The organism is Actinoplanes sp. NPDC051405 (assembly GCF_055586185.1).
Genome location: NZ_JBVJIR010000022.1, coordinates 118,225 through 134,901, shown reverse-complemented (window position 1 = coordinate 134,901; position 16,677 = coordinate 118,225). Strand labels below are relative to the sequence as shown.

Annotated in this window: 10 protein-coding genes; 6 read left to right on the top strand and 4 right to left on the bottom strand. The window is 74.2% G+C overall.

What is annotated here, in order from left to right:
* Positions 1-110: 110 nt before the first annotated feature.
* From ACZ6S4_RS37460 to ACZ6S4_RS37450, 3 genes are all read left to right on the top strand, one after another.
* Positions 111-1,832, top strand: coding sequence for a S8 family peptidase (locus tag ACZ6S4_RS37460; protein ID WP_465479454.1), 1,722 nt, complete (start codon positions 111-113; stop codon positions 1,830-1,832).
* A complete protein-coding gene (locus tag ACZ6S4_RS37455) occupies positions 1,829-4,096 on the top strand; it encodes a sensor histidine kinase (protein ID WP_465479453.1) in 2,268 nt (755 codons plus the stop codon). Before ACZ6S4_RS37460 ends, ACZ6S4_RS37455 begins: the two co-directional genes overlap by 4 nt.
* A gap of 65 nt (positions 4,097-4,161) precedes the next feature.
* A complete protein-coding gene (locus tag ACZ6S4_RS37450) occupies positions 4,162-5,352 on the top strand; it encodes an HD domain-containing phosphohydrolase (protein ID WP_465479452.1) in 1,191 nt (396 codons plus the stop codon).
* Here the strand turns inward: ACZ6S4_RS37450 and ACZ6S4_RS37445 are convergent.
* The 3 genes from ACZ6S4_RS37445 to ACZ6S4_RS37435 form a co-directional block, all read right to left on the bottom strand.
* Positions 5,318-6,532 carry an HDOD domain-containing protein gene (locus ACZ6S4_RS37445; RefSeq protein WP_465479451.1) on the bottom strand — a complete coding sequence of 405 codons (1,215 nt, stop codon included), beginning with the start codon at positions 6,530-6,532 and terminating at the stop codon, positions 5,318-5,320. The genes ACZ6S4_RS37450 and ACZ6S4_RS37445 overlap by 35 nt on opposite strands.
* A complete protein-coding gene (locus ACZ6S4_RS37440) occupies positions 6,529-8,697 on the bottom strand; it encodes a two-component system sensor histidine kinase NtrB (RefSeq protein WP_465479450.1) in 2,169 nt (722 codons plus the stop codon). The genes ACZ6S4_RS37445 and ACZ6S4_RS37440 overlap by 4 nt, the downstream gene beginning before the upstream one ends.
* 107 nt (positions 8,698-8,804) lie before the next feature.
* Positions 8,805-12,185, bottom strand: a complete 3,381-nt coding sequence (locus tag ACZ6S4_RS37435; RefSeq protein ID WP_465479449.1) for an ATP-binding protein — start codon at positions 12,183-12,185, stop codon at positions 8,805-8,807.
* 69 nt (positions 12,186-12,254) lie between these two features.
* Here ACZ6S4_RS37435 and ACZ6S4_RS37430 point away from each other — a divergent pair, with 69 nt between their 5' ends.
* The 3 genes from ACZ6S4_RS37430 to ACZ6S4_RS37420 all read left to right on the top strand — a co-directional run bounded on the left by ACZ6S4_RS37430 (position 12,255) and on the right by ACZ6S4_RS37420 (position 15,884).
* Complete coding sequence (locus ACZ6S4_RS37430; RefSeq protein ID WP_465479448.1) at positions 12,255-13,826, top strand: AMP-binding protein; 1,572 nt, start codon at positions 12,255-12,257, stop codon at positions 13,824-13,826.
* 77 nt (positions 13,827-13,903) lie between these two features.
* Positions 13,904-14,470, top strand: a complete 567-nt coding sequence (locus ACZ6S4_RS37425) for a hypothetical protein (RefSeq protein WP_465479447.1) — start codon at positions 13,904-13,906, stop codon at positions 14,468-14,470.
* Positions 14,463-15,884 (top strand): aminotransferase class V-fold PLP-dependent enzyme, encoded by a 1,422-nt coding sequence (locus tag ACZ6S4_RS37420; protein WP_465479446.1) that lies wholly within the window; start codon positions 14,463-14,465, stop codon positions 15,882-15,884. Before ACZ6S4_RS37425 ends, ACZ6S4_RS37420 begins: the two co-directional genes overlap by 8 nt.
* Here the strand turns inward: ACZ6S4_RS37420 and ACZ6S4_RS37415 are convergent, their stop codons facing one another.
* Positions 15,885-16,646, bottom strand: a complete 762-nt coding sequence (locus tag ACZ6S4_RS37415; RefSeq protein ID WP_465479445.1) for an SIR2 family NAD-dependent protein deacylase — start codon at positions 16,644-16,646, stop codon at positions 15,885-15,887.
* Positions 16,647-16,677 lie beyond the last annotated feature (31 nt).

Here is a 16,677-nt window from a genome sequence, read left to right as displayed (position 1 = left end):
TCTTGCTCAAGATGACGCCGGCGTGGCCGATGTTCACGCCACGGACGGAGGCGGCCCCCGCTGCTGACGGCGTCATATAGCTACTCAGAGTGAGAAGGAGTGCGCAGGCCGTGAAAATCACCAGCCTGGCGGGACCGGCCGGCGCCGCCGCCACCAACCGCCGACGCGTCGCGGCAATCGTCGCCGCCGCCCTCGCGGTCGTCAGCCTCCCGGCTCCGTCCGCCGCGCGGGCCACCGCCGCGCAGTGGCACGACGTCGTCGTCACCGGCGCGGACGCCGAGGGCGCGGCCCGCGCGGTCCGGGCGGCCGGTGGCCGGGTCGTGACCCTGCTGCCCGTCGTCCGCGGCGTCGCGGCGCAACTGCCGCAGGGCAGCACCCTCGACCCGGCCTGGTCCGTGGCCCCCCAGCGGGAGATCACCGTCGCCGACGCCGACACACCGGCCGGGACGACGGGTGCGGCGACCGTACGCGAGATGGTCGGCCTGCCCGCCGACGGCGACGAGGGCCGCGGCGTCACGGTGGCCGTGGTCGACACCGGCATCGCCGACGTCCCCGACCTCGCCGGGCAGTTGGCCGGCCGGGTCGACCTGACCGGCACCGGCACCGGCGCCGGCGACGGGTACGGCCACGGCACGTTCATGGCCGGCCTGATCGCCGCCACCGGCGAGGCGTCGGACGGCCGGTACCGGGGCGTGGCGCCCGCGGCGAAGCTCATCGACGTCAAGGTGGCCGACGCGGACGGGCGTACCGACCTGACCACGGTGCTGCGCGGCCTGCAGTGGGTCAGCGACCACCGCCGCGACGTGCAGGTGGTCAACCTGTCGCTGTCCTCGAACAGCCCGTTGCCGTACCAGATCGATCCGTTGACCCAGGCCCTCGAGTCGTTGTGGCACCAGGGCGTCACGGTGGTCGTACCGTCGGGCAACGACGGCCCCGGCACCGGCTCGGTGACCTCGCCCGGCAACGACCCCCTCCTGCTCACCACGGGCGGGCTGGACGCCGCCGGCACGGCCGGCCGCGCCGACGACGTGGTCGGCGCCTGGTCCGGCCGGGGACCGACCTGGCAGGGCGACGCCAAGCCGGACCTGGTGGCGGCCGGTGGCCACGTGGTGAGCCTGCGCTCGCCGGGCAGCGTGGTCGACCGGGGCAGCCCGCAGGCCCGCGTCGGTGACGGCTACTTCCGCGGCTCCGGCACGTCGATGGCCGCCGCGGTCACCTCCGGGGTCATCGCGGACACCCTCGCTGTGCAGCCGAAGCTGCGGCCCGACGCGATCAAGAACCTGCTCGTGAGCACCGCGTACCCGAGTGCCGGGCTGAGCCGCGCGTCCGGTGGCGGCGCCGGCGGCCTGGACGCCGCCCGCGTGCTCGCCGCCGCGCCCCGCTGGAACGCGGGCAAGGCACAGCAGCAGTACGACGCCGACACCACCACGGTCGGACGCGACGCCAAGCGCTGGGCCGCCTTCTCCGAGGCTCTGGTCGACGGCGACCAGCCGGCCGCCGACAAGGCGTGGAAGAAGCTGACCCCGGCCTCCCGCGACTGGGCTGCCCGGGCCTGGGCCCAGCTCGACCCGGCCGCGCGGGCCTGGGCCGCCCGGGCCTGGGCCGGCTCGGACTTCACGGCCCGGGCCTGGGCCGACAGCGAGTGGGTGGCGCGGGCCTGGGCGGCCCGGGCCTGGGCCGCGCGGGCCTGGGCGTCCGACGACTGGGCCGCCCGCGCCTGGGCCGGCGAGGAGTGGGCCGCCCGCGCCTGGGCCGCCGACGACTGGGCCGCGCGGGCCTGGGCGGCGGACCGGTGGAGCGCCCGCGCCTGGGCGTGGATGCCCAGCTCGTGAGTTCAGCGCAGGCGGACGCCGACCGTCCGGGGATGCCCCGGGCGGTCGGCGCCCTGCGCGCTCAGCTGCGAGATCCGATCCAGCGCCGGGTCCTGGGCGTCGTCCTGGTGGGCGCCGCCCTGGCCGGCATCGTCGCGTTCGGCCTGGCCGGGCACGGCAGTGTGCTCCGCGGGCTCGGCGTGCCGGCCGCGGCGCTGCTGCCCGGGCTGACCGTGCTGAGCTGCCTGGCCGAGATGACCGTGGTGCGGTTGCGGCACGGCGAGGCCGTCGAGGAGCTGAGCCTCTACGAGGCGGCGCTCATCATCGACGTGCTGCTGCTGCCGCCCCGCGACGCCCTCATCGCCGCTGCGGCCGGACTGGTGCTGGCCAGTGCGCTGCAACGGCGACCGGTCGTCAAGGCCGTCTTCAACCTCGGCACCTACACGGCTGCCACCGCCGTGCTGATCCTGATCGTGCACCTGCTCGGTGGCCGGCCCGGCGAGCTGACCCTGGGCGTCCTGGTCGGCGTGGTGGTGGGCACGCTCGCCTTCACCGGCGTGAACCTGCTGTGCCTGGCGCAGATCCTGGGCGTGCTCAACAAGGTCGCGCCGTGGCGGATCGTGCGCTCGGAGGCCCGGCTGTCGGTGTACATGGCGGTCGGGACGATGGTGACCGGGCTGACCACCACCGAGATCGCGTTGCACTCGCCGTTGCTGCTGCCGTTCATGGCGATGCCCGCCCTGGCTGTCACCTACGCGTACCGGGCGGCGGCGCGGGAGGCCGACGAGCACGCCCGGTCCGCGTGCCTGCTCCAGCTGTCGCACGCCCTGGCCGAACGCGAGGACGTCGTGCGGCAGTTCCTGGTGCTGGTGCGGGAGGCGTTCGGCGCCGACCTGGCCGTCGTGGTGCTGGAGAGCGACGACGCGGCCCTGTCGGTGGAGGGCGCGGATCCCACCGCGCTGCGGCACGGGCCGATCCCGCGGCACCTCGCCGCCCTCGGCCGCATCGACGGCCCGGTCCACCTGGCCGAGGACCTGCCCGGCGGTCTGCGCCGCATGGTGGTCGTGCCGGTGCAGGGCGGCGGGCGCCGGTTCGGTACGGCGGCCTTCGCCACCCGCGACCGCAGCCGGGGCTGGATGACCACGGGTGACGTCACCCTGCTGGCCTCCCTGGCCAGCGCGCTCGCCGTGGCCATGCGCGGCGCCGAGCACCTGGACCGGCTGGTCGACGAGACCAGCAAGCTGCAGGCGGTCGTGGAGCAGTCGGCCGAGGGCATCATGGTGATCGACGGCGACGGCACGGTCCAGGTGTGGAGCCGGGCGCTGGCCGACATCACCGGTGTCGACGCCGCCGAGGCGACCGGCCGGCCGCTCGCCACGGTGCTCGACGTGCCGGTCGAGGACGAGCGCCGCCTGCTCATGCCGGTGTCGGTGGAGCAGCCCAAGGCCGTCACCGAGCTGACCGCCCGCCGCCGGGACGGCGACCAGCGCCGGCTGCGGCTCGCGCACTCGGCCGTCTTCACCGCCGGGCTGCTGGTCCGCGATGTGGTGGTGATCAGCGACCTGACCCGCGAGTACCGCACCGAGCGGCTCAAGTCGGACTTCATCGCCATGGTCTCGCACGAGCTGCGCACGCCGCTGACGCCGATCATCGGCTACGTCGACCTGCTGCGGTCGCGCGGGGAACGGATGACCCCGCAGAAGCGCCTGGACGCGCTCAACCTGATCGGCGACCGCGCCGGGCACCTGTCCCGGCTGGTGGAGGACCTGCTGCTCGCCTCACGCTTCGGCGACAACCCCGACGACGTCTCGCTGCAGGTCTCGGCGGGCACCCACGACCTGTGCGCGCTGGCCACCCAGGCGGCCCGGGACCTCGGCTCCGCGCGGGTCGTGCTCGACCTGCCGCCGGGCCCGGTCCCCGCGCACTGCGACGACGGCCGGGCCCTGCAGGTGCTCGCCAACCTGATCGGCAACGGCCTCAAGTACTCCGCCGAGGACACCGAGGTGGCGGTCGGCATGCGCCTGGACGGGGACCGGGTGCACGTGGACGTCCGCGACCACGGCCGCGGCATCCCGGCCGACCAGCTCGCCAAGGTCTTCGACAAGTTCCACCGGGTCGAGGACCCGATGACGATGAGCACCAGCGGCACCGGCCTGGGCCTGTTCATCGCCCGCCGGCTGGCCCGGGCGATGGGCGGCGACGTCACGGTGGTCTCCACGCTCAACAGCGGATCGGTCTTCACCCTCTCGCTGACCCGCGCGAACGCCGAACCACCCGCCGAATAGCCCCCTGATCGATATATTGGGGTAATTCGGACCAGGTTGATCGGACCAGCAGCAGGGAGCCCCGCATGACGACGCCGGTCGAGAAACCCCGGATCCTGCTGGTCGACGACGAGCCCAACCTTCTCGACGGCCTCCGGCGGCAGCTGCGCCGCGACTTCACCGTCGAGACCGCCGTCGGCGCCGCGAACGGCCTGTTCGCCCTCAAGCCGGACGACCCGTTCGCGGTGATCGTGTCCGACTTCCTGATGCCCGGCATCAACGGGGCCGAGTTCCTGGCCGCGGCGGCGAAGGCGGCCCCCACCAGTACGCGCATGCTGCTCACCGGCCACACCAGCCTCGCCGACGCCGCGGTCACCGTGAATCAGGGCCGGGTGTTCCGGATGCTGCTCAAGCCGGTCGACACCGAGACCATGACGGCCGCCCTGCGCGACTGCGTGACCCAGCACAAGCTGGTGGTCTCCGAACGCGAGCTGCTGGAACGCACCCTGCAGGGCAGCGTGAAGGCCCTGTCCGACGTGCTGTCGCTGGCCAGCCCGGCCGCGTTCGGCCGCGCCGCCCGGATGCGCCGGGTGGCCTCCGCGATCCTGGACCAGGTGCAGGTCGAGGACCGGTGGGCCGTCGAGCTCGCCGTCGAGATGGCGCAGCTGGGCATCGTCTCGTTGCCGCCGACCGTGGCCGCCAAACTGGACTCCGGCTCCGAGCTGGCCACCGCCGAGCAGCAGATGGTGGATCAGCTGCCCGCCGTAGCCGAGCAGCTCATCTCACCCATTCCCCGGATGGCCCCGGTGGCCGAGTGCATCCACTACTCACACAAGGGATTCGACGGATCCGGCACACCGGCGGACGGCGTCGCCGGCGACCGGATCCCGTTCGGCGGCCGGCTGCTGCGGCTGGTGCAGGACCACGACGCGCTGCTGCTGCAGGGGATGTCACCGACGGTCGCGCTGGCGACCCTGCGGACCCAGTCGCGCCTCTACGATCCAGCGCTGCTGGAGGCCTTCTCGTCCACCGCCGCGGCGGCCGCCGAGACCATCCGCGGGGTGATGCTGGCCGACCTGCAGGCCGGCATGGTGCTGGCCGCCGCCGTCCGCAACCGGTCGGACGTCCTGCTGGTCAACGCCGGTCAGGAGGTCACCGTCGGTCTCATCACCCGGCTGCGCAACTTCGCCGCGCTCGAGGACGGCGTCGCCGAGCCGCTGATGATCCTGGACGAGGCCGGGGTCAGCGCCGCGAGCGTTCCCGTCGCCATCGGGTGATCACCGCGAGGTCGCGCTCGTCGAGCTGATCCTCGGCCAGCGGAGTCGGGCCGAGCGGTCCGCACACCGGTCCCAGCTCCGCCTCGACCACCACGTGGGCCAGCGCGACGGCGGTGGACGCGTCGGCGACCCCGCCCGGCTGCACCGTCACGGCGTGGTTGGCCACCGCTTCGATCACCGGATCCGGCAGTCCCCAGAACCTGAGCAGGTCGGCGCCCGCATCGATGTGGGAGAAGCCGATGATCGACGACTCCGTCACGCACAGGAAGGCGGCGTCGGCCGGATCCGCGGCGCGCCACGCCTCCAGCGACCCGGCGAACTCCTGCGGTCGCATGGAGGCGAGGACCAGCTGCCCGACCTCGTGCAGCAGGCCCGCGGTGAAGGCGTTGCTCTCCCAGTCGGTGCCGTCGGCGAACATCCGGCACAGCCGCGACGTCTCGACCGAGTGCAGGGTCAGCGCCTCCAGCCACTCCACCGGCAGCCCGCCGCTGACGTCGAACGTGCGGATCAGGTCGTGCATGAGCACCAGGCCGCGTACCGTCTGCACACCCAGCAGGGCCGTGGCCTGGCCGACGTCGCTGATCTTGCGCCCCACCGTGTACGCCGACGAGTTGACCAGCTGCAGCACCTTGGCGGTGGCGGCGGGGTCCCGTTCGATGACGGTGCCGATCGAGTACGCCGAAGCGTCGTCGGAGTCCAGGGCCTCGATGAGCTCGACGAGAGTGTGCGGCGGGCTCGGCAGCGACTGCACGTCGGCGCGGTCGGGGCGGGCGCCCGTACCGGTGGGGGTCCGCACGTCGATCAGCCGCTCGACCGTGGCGACCAGTTGCTCCGGTGAGCTCGGTTTGGTCAGGAACTCGTGGGCCAGCACCATGATGCTGAGCAGGTTGTCCTCGTTGGTCTGGCCGGAGAGGATCACCCGGGCCGTGCCGGGGTATTCCAGGCGCACCCGTTCCAGCAGCTGCGCGCCGTTCATCCCGGGCATCCGGTAGTCGGAGACGATCACGTCGCACGGCCGGTCCCGCAGCGCGGCCAGGGCCGCCTCGGCCCCCTCGGCGAAGGACATGTCCCAGCGGTCCCGGTGGGTCCGCAGCATCCGGCGCAGGCCGCCGAGGATCCGGGGCTCGTCGTCGACGAAGAGGATGTGCGGCCGCGGGGTCACGGCGGGCGCCCCGGTCACAGCGACGCCTCGGCGAGCTCGTCGGCCGGCTGCGGCTCGTCGAGGCCGGCCACGGGCAGCCGTACGGTGAAGACCGTGCCGGCCCCGACCGTGCTGGTGAAGTCGATCGTCCCGCCGTGCCGGTCGGCCACCAGGGTACGGACCAGGGCGAGTCCCTGACCCGTGCCGGTGCCGACCTCCTTGGTGGTGAAGAACGGGTCGAACAGCTTGTCGGCGATCTCCGGGGGCACGCCGGTGCCGGTGTCGGCGACCTCGATGACGGCGTACCCGTCGTCCAGCCGGGTGCTGATCCGGATGGTGCCCCGGCCGCGGTCCGCCGCCCCGATCGCGTGCGCGGCGTTGACCACCAGGTTGAGCACGACCTGGTTGATGTCGCCGAGATGGCAGTGCACCAGCGGCAGGTCACCGAGGTCGGTCTCGACGTCGGCGGTGTACTTGATCTCGTTGTTGGCCACCACGATGGTGTTCTTGATGGCCTCGTTGAGGTCGGCCCGGCTCTTCTCCTCGGTGCCGGGGTGGCCGAAGGCCTTCATCGCGCGCACGATGTGGGCCACCCGGTTGATGCCCTCCAGGGTCTGCGAGATCGCCACCGGCACCTCCTCCATCACGAACTCGATGTCGACGTCGGTCGCCACCGTCTCCAGCTCGCGCAGCGCGGCCTCGATGTCACCCTGGGCCTGCGCCGTCGCCACCAGCTCCCGGTACGCCGCGAGCAGCCGGTCCAGGTCGGTGAACGCGGTCTCCAGGAAGCGCACGTTGTCCCCGACGAACTGGATCGGCGTGTTGATCTCGTGCGCGATGCCCGCGGCGAGCCGGCCGACCGACTCCAGCTTCTGCGCGTGCCGCAGCTCCAGCTCCAGCCGGTGCCGCTCGGAGACGTCGCGGGCGGTGAAGACGATGCTGCGGGAGCCGTCGTGCTCGCTCACGTACTCGAGCAGGGCCTCCACATCGGTCCACTCGGCGCTCTCGCGACCGCGGATCCGGCAGGGCACGGCGGTCGGCCGTTCGAACGACGACGTGACGTCACGCAGCGCGCCCACGTCGCTCTCGTGCACCAGCGACCAGATGTCGCTGCCGACCAGCTCCTCGCTGGGGCACGCCAGCATCATCTCCGCGGCCGGGTTCACGAAGCGGATCAGGCCCGCCTCGCCGGCCAGGATGAGGGCGTCGGCCGAGTGCTCGACCACGATGCTCAGCCGCGAGCGGCTCAGCAGCTGGTCGAGGGTGAGCGCCGCCTCGTCGGCCAGGGTCGTCATCGACGCCGACAGGTCGTCGGTCGGCCGCCGGTCCAGCGCCAGCACCAGCATGCCGAAGACGTCGCCGTGCGCGGCCATCGGCGCCAGCATGACCACGTCGTGCGGTGGCAGCCGGAGGACCTCGGTGACCTCGGTGGCGGCCTGGTCGCAGACCATGGCGTAGCCGCCCGGTCGCAGGGCCGCCCGGGTCTGCTCGGGCAGCTTGGCCAGCTCGGTCACCCAGCCGGAGGCCTCGCTGCCCACGTGCCCGGCCGCGGCGATGACGTGCAGGGCCGGTCCGGTGACCGTGAAGATGAGCGCGGCGCTCGCGGCCCGGTCCATGCTGAGCGCGGCGCCCAGGGTCACGTCCATCGCCTCGCCCCGGGTGGTGGAGGCGACGAGCCCGCCACCGGCCGACGCCAGGGTGCCCTCCCGGTCGGCCGAGCGGTCCCGGGCGCTGCTGCCGCGGGCCAGGACGTGGTTCACGCCGAGCGAGATCAGCGCGGTGCAGAACAGCGGGATCGCGGTGCCGGCCGGGATGTCGAACCGTAGGAAGCCGAACCCCATGATCGCGCAGATCACCAGGACCGCGACGATCTTCTCCCGCAGGCGCCCGTACAGCGACCGGAAGTTGACCCAGACGATGCACAGACCGATGGTGATGCCGAACTCCGAGCCCGCGGCCACCAGGCCGACGCAGGCGCCCTCGAAGATCCAGCTCCAGGCGGGGAACCGTTGCCGGCGGTACCCGGCGTAGAGCCACCCCACCACGACCAGCGCGGCCACCACGGCCGGAGCGGCCAGCGCGGACCGGTGCCCGCCTAGACCCCAGAGCCCGAACAGCGGCCAGACGAGCAGAATGCCCAGGAACAGAGTGCGGACCTGACCCAGCATCGTGTCCGTGCCACGAAGCCAGCGTCGTGCCCACAACGCCCCACCTGCCATGGCCGTCCCTCCAGCCAGACGGAGAACCACCAGTTACCGGACCGATGGCCTATATCGGTTCATAGTCTCAGAAACCATGGCCTCCGCGCAGGTCAGAGCGTCGAGTGACAGCCCGCGGCCCGGTATCCGGCGGCGGCCGCGGCCAGGTGGGCGGCCCGGTCGAGGCCCAGCGGCGACCGCTGTCCCGCGGCGAGGTGCCGGCCCAGCTCCTCGTGCGCCCGGGCCAGCTCGTACGGCATCCGCAGGTCCTCGGCCAGCCGCGCCGCCCGCGCCCACGCCCGCAGCGCGCGGCCGTGGTGACCGTTGAGCAGGGCCTGCCGGCCGGTGCAGAGCAGAGCCCGCGGCCGGGCCATCGGGAACCGGCTCGCGTAGCGGCGCAACCGGCGCACGGCGACCGCGGCCGTCGCGCGCAACTCCGCGGCGGCCGCAGTGGGGCCGGGGCCGGGATCGAGCAGGGCCAGGCACACCTCGGCGGGGCCGGCGTGCGCCTCCAGCGAGTACTGCTCGAGCGAAGGCTGCGGGCCCACCAGGTGGTCCGCCGTGCGGATCTCCTGCCAGGCCGCCGCCCGGTCACCGGCCATGAGGGCCAGCCGGGCCCGCACCACGTGCAGCCGGCCGGTGTCGACGCCGAGCACTTCCGGCAGCAGCCGCTCGGCCTCGGCCAGCCACCCGGGCAGGGCCGGATCCGCCGGGTCGGTACGCAGGGCCGTCTCGATCAGGACGAGCAGTCCCCACTTCTGCACGACCGGGTCCCGGCGGTCCCGGCCGGCGGTCATCGCCTCGGTGGCCACGGCGGCCGCCTGCTCGTACCGGGCCGTCAGGTAGTGCGCGACCGAGGTGATCAACAGCGCCTCGTCGGTCCACCGGTGCATGGGGGTGCGCCGGCCCAGCTCGCGGACCGAGCCGGTGACGGATTCGACCGCTGTCCAGTCGCCGGCCCCGAGCCAGTGCAGGCCGCCCACGATGCCGACCCAGCAGATGGTCACCGGGTCGGCGGTCCGCTCGACGGCCGCGGTGACGGCGTCCAGCTGCCGCCGGGCCAGTCGGTGCCGGCCGAGCGTGCCCAGCACCATGCCCAGCCCGGCCCGGCACCGCAGGACCAGGTCGAGGTCCCCGGCGCGCTCGGCGTCGGCGAGGGCCCGCAGCGAGGTCGGCAGGACCGGCATCCGGTCCTGCAACACCCAGTAGACCTCGATGATGGTGAACCCGGCGGCGGCCCGCTCGTGATCGATCTCCCGCAGGTCGTCGCGGTGCCGCGGGCGACCACCGTCCACGAGCCGGCGCAGCGTCTGCCCCGCGAGCACCCGCAGCCCGCCGGCGGCCGACACCGGAGCCGGCCGGCCCAGCAGTGCCAGTGCCTGCTCCAGGTGGTGCCGCGCCGCGTGCTCCGCGCCGAGCTGCTGGTGGGCCTCGCCGAGCAGGCGCTCCCAGCGGGCCCGGTGCACGAGGGTGATGTCGTCGCGCTGCAACGCCGTACCGAAGACGGTCCGCGCCTCGCGGAACGAGCCCGCCCGCCGGTACAGCAGCCAGAGGCGCAGCAGGTGCGCGTCCAGGGTGACCGGATCGGCGTGCGCGAGCAGCCAGTCCGTGGCCGCGCGCAGATTCTCCGCCTCGGTCCCCGCCTCGGCCGGTCCGCGCAGCCGGGCGGCGTAGTGCTCGGCGTGCCGGCGGCGGGTGCGCGCCTCCTGCGCCGGGTCGGCGGCGAGCTGCTCGGCGGCGTACTGCCGGAGCAGCTCGTGCATGCTGTAGCGGCCGTCCGGGCCGACCGTGACGAGCGAGTGGTCGACCAGGGCCGCGAGCAGCGGCAGGCCCGCGTCCGCGACGGCGGTGGCCGCGGCCAGGTCGAAGCCGCCGCGCAGTACCGACAGCCGGCGCAGCACGCCGCGTTCCTCGTCGGTGAGCAGCTCGCAGGACCAGTCGATGACCGTCCGCAGGCTGCGGTGCCGGGGCTCGACGTCGGCGGACGTGGTCTCCAGCAGGTCCGGGCCGGCCGCCAGCCGGTCGGCGATGGCCCGCGGCGCGGCGCCGCGGACCCAGCGGGCGGCCAGTTCGATGGCCAGCGGGACGCCGGCCACCAGCCGGCAGATCCGCGCCACGTCCTCGTCGCCGGAACCGGAGGCGTAACCCGGGCGCAGCAGCCGCGCGCGTTCGTCGAACAGCTGCACCGCCTCGTACCCGGCGGCCCGGGCCCCGGCTCCCGGCGGCGGGCACGGCAGGCCGGGCACCTCGACCAGCCACTCCGCGCCCAGCGCCAGCCGGCGGCGCGAGGTGACCAGGACCTGCGTCGCCGGCGCCCGGCGCAGCAGGCCGGCGATCGTCGCCGCGGCCGCGCTCAGGTGCTCGAGGTTGTCCAGCACGAGCAGCATCTCGCGCTCGGCCAGGTGCTCGGTGAGCACCTCCAGCGGGTCGCGGGGCACCGTGCCGGCTGTGCCCAGGGCCCGGGCCAGCGCGCTGACGACGACATCGGCGGTGTCCTCGGTGCCCACGAACGACACGAACACCGTGCCGTCGCGATGCCGCTCCCGCCGGGCGGTCGCGATCTCCACCGCCAGCCGGGTCTTGCCGATACCGCCCGGGCCGACCAGGGTGACCAGCCGGCACGCGGGGTCGTCGAGCAGCGCGTGCAGCCGGGCCAGCTCGCTCGTCCGCCCGATCAGCGACGTCAACGGGCGCGGCAGTTCGGGGACCGGCGGGGGACCGGGCAGCTCGGTGAAGCCGGCGGCCGCGGCGATCTTGTCGCGCAGGTCCGAGGTGGCCGCCGAGGGCTCCACCCCGAGCTCCTCGCGGAGCAGATAGCGGCAGGTCTCGTACTGGGCCAGGGCGGCGCTGCGCCGGCCCGCGGCGGCCAGGAACCACATCAGCGCCCGGTGCGCCTCCTCGGTCAGCTGGTCCAGCTCCAGCATCCGCCGCGCGATCTCGACGCCGGTGGCGGTGTCCCGCTGGTCGCGGGCGCAGCGCAGCGCGCGCTCCAGCACCGCGAGCATGTCCGCCCGTACGGCGGCCCGGCGCCCGGTCAGCCACTCGTCGAACACCGGTGCGCCGGGCACGGTGAACCCGTCCAGGAGATCGCCGCGGCAGAGCCGGACCGCCGCCGCCAGCTCCGGGCCGTCGTGCTCGGCGGTGGCGGCCCGGGCGACCTCGGCCGCGTCCACCCAGACCGGCTGATCCGTGGCGAGGGCGACCGTCTGCCGGGTCGCCACCACGTGCTCCGGCAGCGCCCGGCGCAGCTTGGTGAGCACCAGCCGCAGGTTGGCCCGCGCGGTCGGCTCGGGCAGCTCGCTCCAGAGCAGCCCGGCGAGCGCGGAGCGGGAGTGTTGGGTGCCGGTGACCGCGAGGTAGTACACGAGGGCCGCCGCCTTGACGGACGCCAGCTCCGCGAGTGGACGCCCACCCACGGTCAGCTCAGCCGAGCCGAGCACCCGGACCCGCAGCTCCTCATGCACCATCGCCACCGCCGTCGTCAGCTGGGACATTACCGCGAACCACGCTGCGCTGACGGTCGGGAAACGGACCGCACACGCTTGCTTCCTACGGTCGCGGTCATGACTCTTTCCAGCACCATCCGCAGTGTCCTGCCCGATGTGGAGACCGGCGGGAGCACCGTGCCCGCGCTCGTCCTCCGGCACGCCGCCCGGCTCGGCGACAAGCCGGCCCTGATCGACGGGGCCACCGGCCGCGCGATCACCTATCGCGATCTCGCCGGCGGCGTCGACCGGATGGCCGCCGGCCTGGTCGCCCGGGGCTTCGCGCCCGGCGACGTCCTGGCCGTGCATCTGCCCAACCTGCCGGAGTACGCCGTGATCGCCTACGGGGCGATGGCCGCCGGCGGGATCGTCACCGGCGCCAGCCCGGCGGCCACCGTCGAGGAGCTCACCGCCCAGCTCACCGCCGCGCGGGCCCGGCTGCTGGTCACCGTGCCGGCACTGGCGGGGCAGGCGGTGGCCGCGGCGGCCCGGGCCGGGGTCGAGGAGGTGTTCGTGCTCGGTACGGCCCCCGGAGCCACCCCGTTCAGCGAACTGGTCGGCCACTCGTACCCGCCGGTGCGCGTGCCGATCGACCCGGACCGCGACCTGGCCGCCCTGCCCTTCTCCAGCGGCACCTCCGGCCTGCCCAAAGGGGTCGAGCTGACGCACTCTGCCCTGGTCACCAACGTCCGGCAGGGCGAGGCCTCCCTGGCCTTCCAGGAGCAGGACGTGGTCGTCGCCGTGGCGCCGTTCTTCCACGCGCTCGGCCTCAACCTGGTGCTGCCGGGCAGCCTGGCCGCCGGTGCCACCGTCGTCACGATGGGCCGCTTCGACCTGGAGGCGTTCCTGAGCCTGATCCAGCAGCACCGGGCGACGCTGACCATCGTGGTCCCGCCGATCGCCCTGGCGCTGGCGTACCACCCGATGGTGGACGACTACGACCTGTCCTCGCTGCGGGCCATCGGGGTCGGTGCGGCACCGCTGGGCGCCGACCAGGAACAGCGGTGTGCCGAGCGGCTGGGTTGCGCCGTCGCGCAGGGCCTCGGCATGACCGAGACGTCAGCCTTCATCTCCGGCGGCCCGCTCGACGCGCCCCGGCGCGGCTCGGTCGGCCGGCTGGTGCCCGGCACCGAGGCGCGCATCGTCGACCCCGGCAGCCACACCGACCTGGCCGCCGGCCGCACCGGCGAGCTGTGGGTACGCGGCCCGCAGCTGATGCGCGGCTACCGCAACGACCCGGCCGCGACCGCCCGGACCATCGACGTGGACGGCTGGCTGCACACCGGCGACCTCTGCTACTTCGACCAGGACGGCTACCTGTACGTCGTCGACCGGCTCAAGGAGCTGATCAAGTACAAGGGCTACCAGGTGGCGCCGGCCGAACTGGAACACCTGCTGCTGACCCATCCGGCGGTCGCCGACGCGGCCGTGGTGGCGCGGCCCGACGCGGACGCCGGTGAGGTGCCGGTCGCGTACGTGATGCTGCGCGGTCCCGCCACGGCCGACGAGCTGCTCGCGTACGTCGCCGAGCGGGTCGCGCCGTACAAGCGGCTGCGGGAGGTGCGGATCACCGAGTCGGTGCCGCGTTCCCCGGCCGGCAAACTGCTGCGCCGCGTGCTCGTCGAGGCGGAACGGGCCCACCGTTCGTGACGACCTTGGTATTTCCGGCGGCCCGGCCGCACTCGGATATTCGGGTGCGGCCGGCGCCCGCGGCGGGAGGGGCGCCCATGGCACGCGGCGGACTGCTGAGCTGGGTCGTCAGTCTCGGCGCCACGGTGGCGTCGACGTACGCGCTGGACGCGTTCGCCGCCGTCGTGGGCACGGCCGCGGTCGCCTCGGGACTTCTCACCCCGGTCGGTACGCCGGGACTGGTGGCCCTGCTGCTGCTCAGCTACGCCGCCTGGGGCTGGGGCCTGCACGCCAACGTCCGGGCCAACTGGTCGCTGTTGATCACGACGGGCACGAGCACCAACATCCTGTCCAAGGTGGCGTACGAGGTCGCCCGGCGCCGGACCAGCGGTGCCCGCGCGCACCGCACCGCCGCCGCCACCGGGTACGTCGGCACGGAACTCGCCAAGGAGATCCCGTACTACCTCGGGGCCTTCGGGGCCGCGGCGCTCACCGACTCGATCACCTCCGGCCAGGCCCTGGTCTTCCTCATCGGCGCGAACCTCGGCGCCGCCCTGTACGAGTACCTGCTGGCCCGGGCCACCGGAGCCTTCGTCCGCCGCCGGCGGGCCGAGCCCTCCGCGCGCCGGCCGGTCGCCGCGGAGAGTGGGCACCGAGATGGCTGACGTGCGGATCGGCCCGCAGCCGGTGGCGACCGTGCTGGACCGGGAACCGGGGCGGCCGGCCCTGGTCGGGGAGGCGATCAAGGTTCCGCTCGTCGACGGGGGCGAGCGGCGCTACGTGAACCTCGACTACGCGGCCAGCGCCCCCTGCCTGGTCACGGTCCGGGAGGCGGTCAACGAGCTGCTGCCCTGGTACTCCAGCGTGCACCGCGGCGCCGGGTACAAGTCGCAGCTGACCACGGAGGCCTACGAGGACGCCCGGGAAGCGGTCCGCGACTTCGTCGGCGGACGCGGCGACGATGTCGTGGTGTTCACCCGCAACACCACCGACGCGACCAACCTGCTCGCCGCCGCGCTGCCGCCGGACACGGAGGTGATCGCCTTCGCCACCGAGCACCACGCGAACCTGCTGCCGTGGCGGCGCCGCGACCTCACCCTGCTGCCCGTGCCGGACAGCGCCGACGACGCCCTCGATCGTCTCGACCGGGCGCTGGCCCGGCCCACGGCCGGACGGAACCGGCTGGTCACCGTGACCGGGGCGTCCAACGTGACCGGGGAGATCTGGCCGTACCCGCGGATGGCCGGGCTCGCGCACCGGTACGGCGCCCGGATCATGCTGGACGCCGCGCAGCTCGCCCCGCACCGGCGCATCGACATGGCCGCCGACGACGTGGACTACCTGGCCCTGTCCGGGCACAAGCTGTACGCGCCGTTCGGGGCCGGCGTGCTGGTCGGCCGGCGGGACTGGCTCGGCGCCGGGGAGCCGTTCCTGGCCGGCGGGGGAGCGGTCCGTTACGTCGGCACGGACACCACGCTGTGGGCCGACCTGCCGGACCGCCAGGAGGCCGGCTCGCCGAACGTGCTCGGTGCGGTGGCGCTGGCGACGGCCTGCCGGACGTTGCAGGCGGCGGACCGGGACGGCCTCGAGGCCCACCAGACGACGGTGATCGAGCGGGCCCGGGAGCGGCTGCTGGCCGTGCCCGGGATCGAGATCTTCCGGCTCTGGCCGGCCGGCCACCCGCGCATCGGGGTGCTGCCGTTCGCCCTGCGCCACGTGCCCTACGCGCGGGTCGCCGCGATCCTCAGCGCCGAGTTCGCCATCGGGGTCAGACACGGCTGCTTCTGCGCGCACCCGCTGATGGCCGCCCTGTTGCACATCGACGCGGCCCAGGACGCCCGCCTGCGCGACGACCTGGCCCGGGGCGTGCCGACGGCGATCCCGGGCGCGGTCCGGGCCAGTACCGGCATCGGCACCACCGCGGCCGACGGCGAGCGGTTCACCGCCGCCGTCACCACCATCGCCACGGAGGGACCACGGTGGACCTACACCAGCACGCCGGACGGCACGGACTGCCGCCCCACCCCGGACCCTCGGCGGTTGTCGTTGCCGTACCGGGATCGCGGAGGACGCCGCTGATCAGCCCGCCGCGTCGACGAGTCGGGGCAGTAGCCGCGCGGCCGGGCCGTGCAGACTGACCGCGGCGATCGGGTCCAGCGGCGTCGGCATCGGGTTGAGCTGCACCACGGCGGCTCCGGCCCGGGCCGCCAGGTGCGGGATCTCCGCGGCCGGATACACCAGCCCGGAGGTCCCGATCGTCAGCAGCAGGTCACCGGCGGCCGCCGCCTCCGCCGCGGCACGCAGGGCCGCCTGCGGCAACGCCTCACCGAACCACACCACCCCCGGCCGGATCGGGCCTGAGCACGCGGTGCACCGTGGCGGCTCCAGGCGCCGGCCGTCCGGCGGCTCGTCGGCCGGCCCGGGCGGCGACGCCGGCTGTCCGCACTCGAAGCACCGCGGCGCGAACAGGCTGCCGTGCAGGTGCACCGGTGCCGCCGAGCCCGCCCGCTCGTGCAGGTCGTCCACATTCTGCGTGATGACCACAGTGCCCGGCCGGCGGGCCTCGATCGTCGCCACCGCGACGTGAGCCGGGTTCGGCCGGGCCCGGCGCACGGCGCTGCGCCGCCACTCGTACCAACCCCAGACCAGGGCCGGGTCGGCGCGGAAGGCTTCCGGGGTGGCCAGCGACTGGGCGTCGAACCGCTGCCAGAGTCCGGTGAGGGCGTCGCGGAAGGTCGGGATGCCGCTCTCCGCGGAGACCCCGGCCCCGGTGAAGACCACCACCCGCCGGGATTGGGCGAGCAAGGCGGCTGCTTCCCGTACGGCTGGGTCGTGATCCATTCGCACAGTATGCAATTGCCGTTCTGCCGGC

Excerpts from the sequence above, each read along its gene's own strand:
- ACZ6S4_RS37425 (WP_465479447.1), top strand. The coding sequence starts at position 13,904 with ATGGCACGCGGCGGACTGCTGAGCTGGGTCGTCAGTCTCGGCGCCACG.
- ACZ6S4_RS37415 (WP_465479445.1), bottom strand. The coding sequence starts at position 16,646 with ATGGATCACGACCCAGCCGTACGGGAAGCAGCCGCCTTGCTCGCCCAA.
- ACZ6S4_RS37450 (WP_465479452.1), top strand. The coding sequence starts at position 4,162 with ATGACGACGCCGGTCGAGAAACCCCGGATCCTGCTGGTCGACGACGAG.
- ACZ6S4_RS37430 (WP_465479448.1), top strand. The coding sequence starts at position 12,255 with ATGACTCTTTCCAGCACCATCCGCAGTGTCCTGCCCGATGTGGAGACC.
- ACZ6S4_RS37435 (WP_465479449.1), bottom strand. The coding sequence starts at position 12,185 with ATGTCCCAGCTGACGACGGCGGTGGCGATGGTGCATGAGGAGCTGCGG.
- ACZ6S4_RS37420 (WP_465479446.1), top strand. The coding sequence starts at position 14,463 with ATGGCTGACGTGCGGATCGGCCCGCAGCCGGTGGCGACCGTGCTGGAC.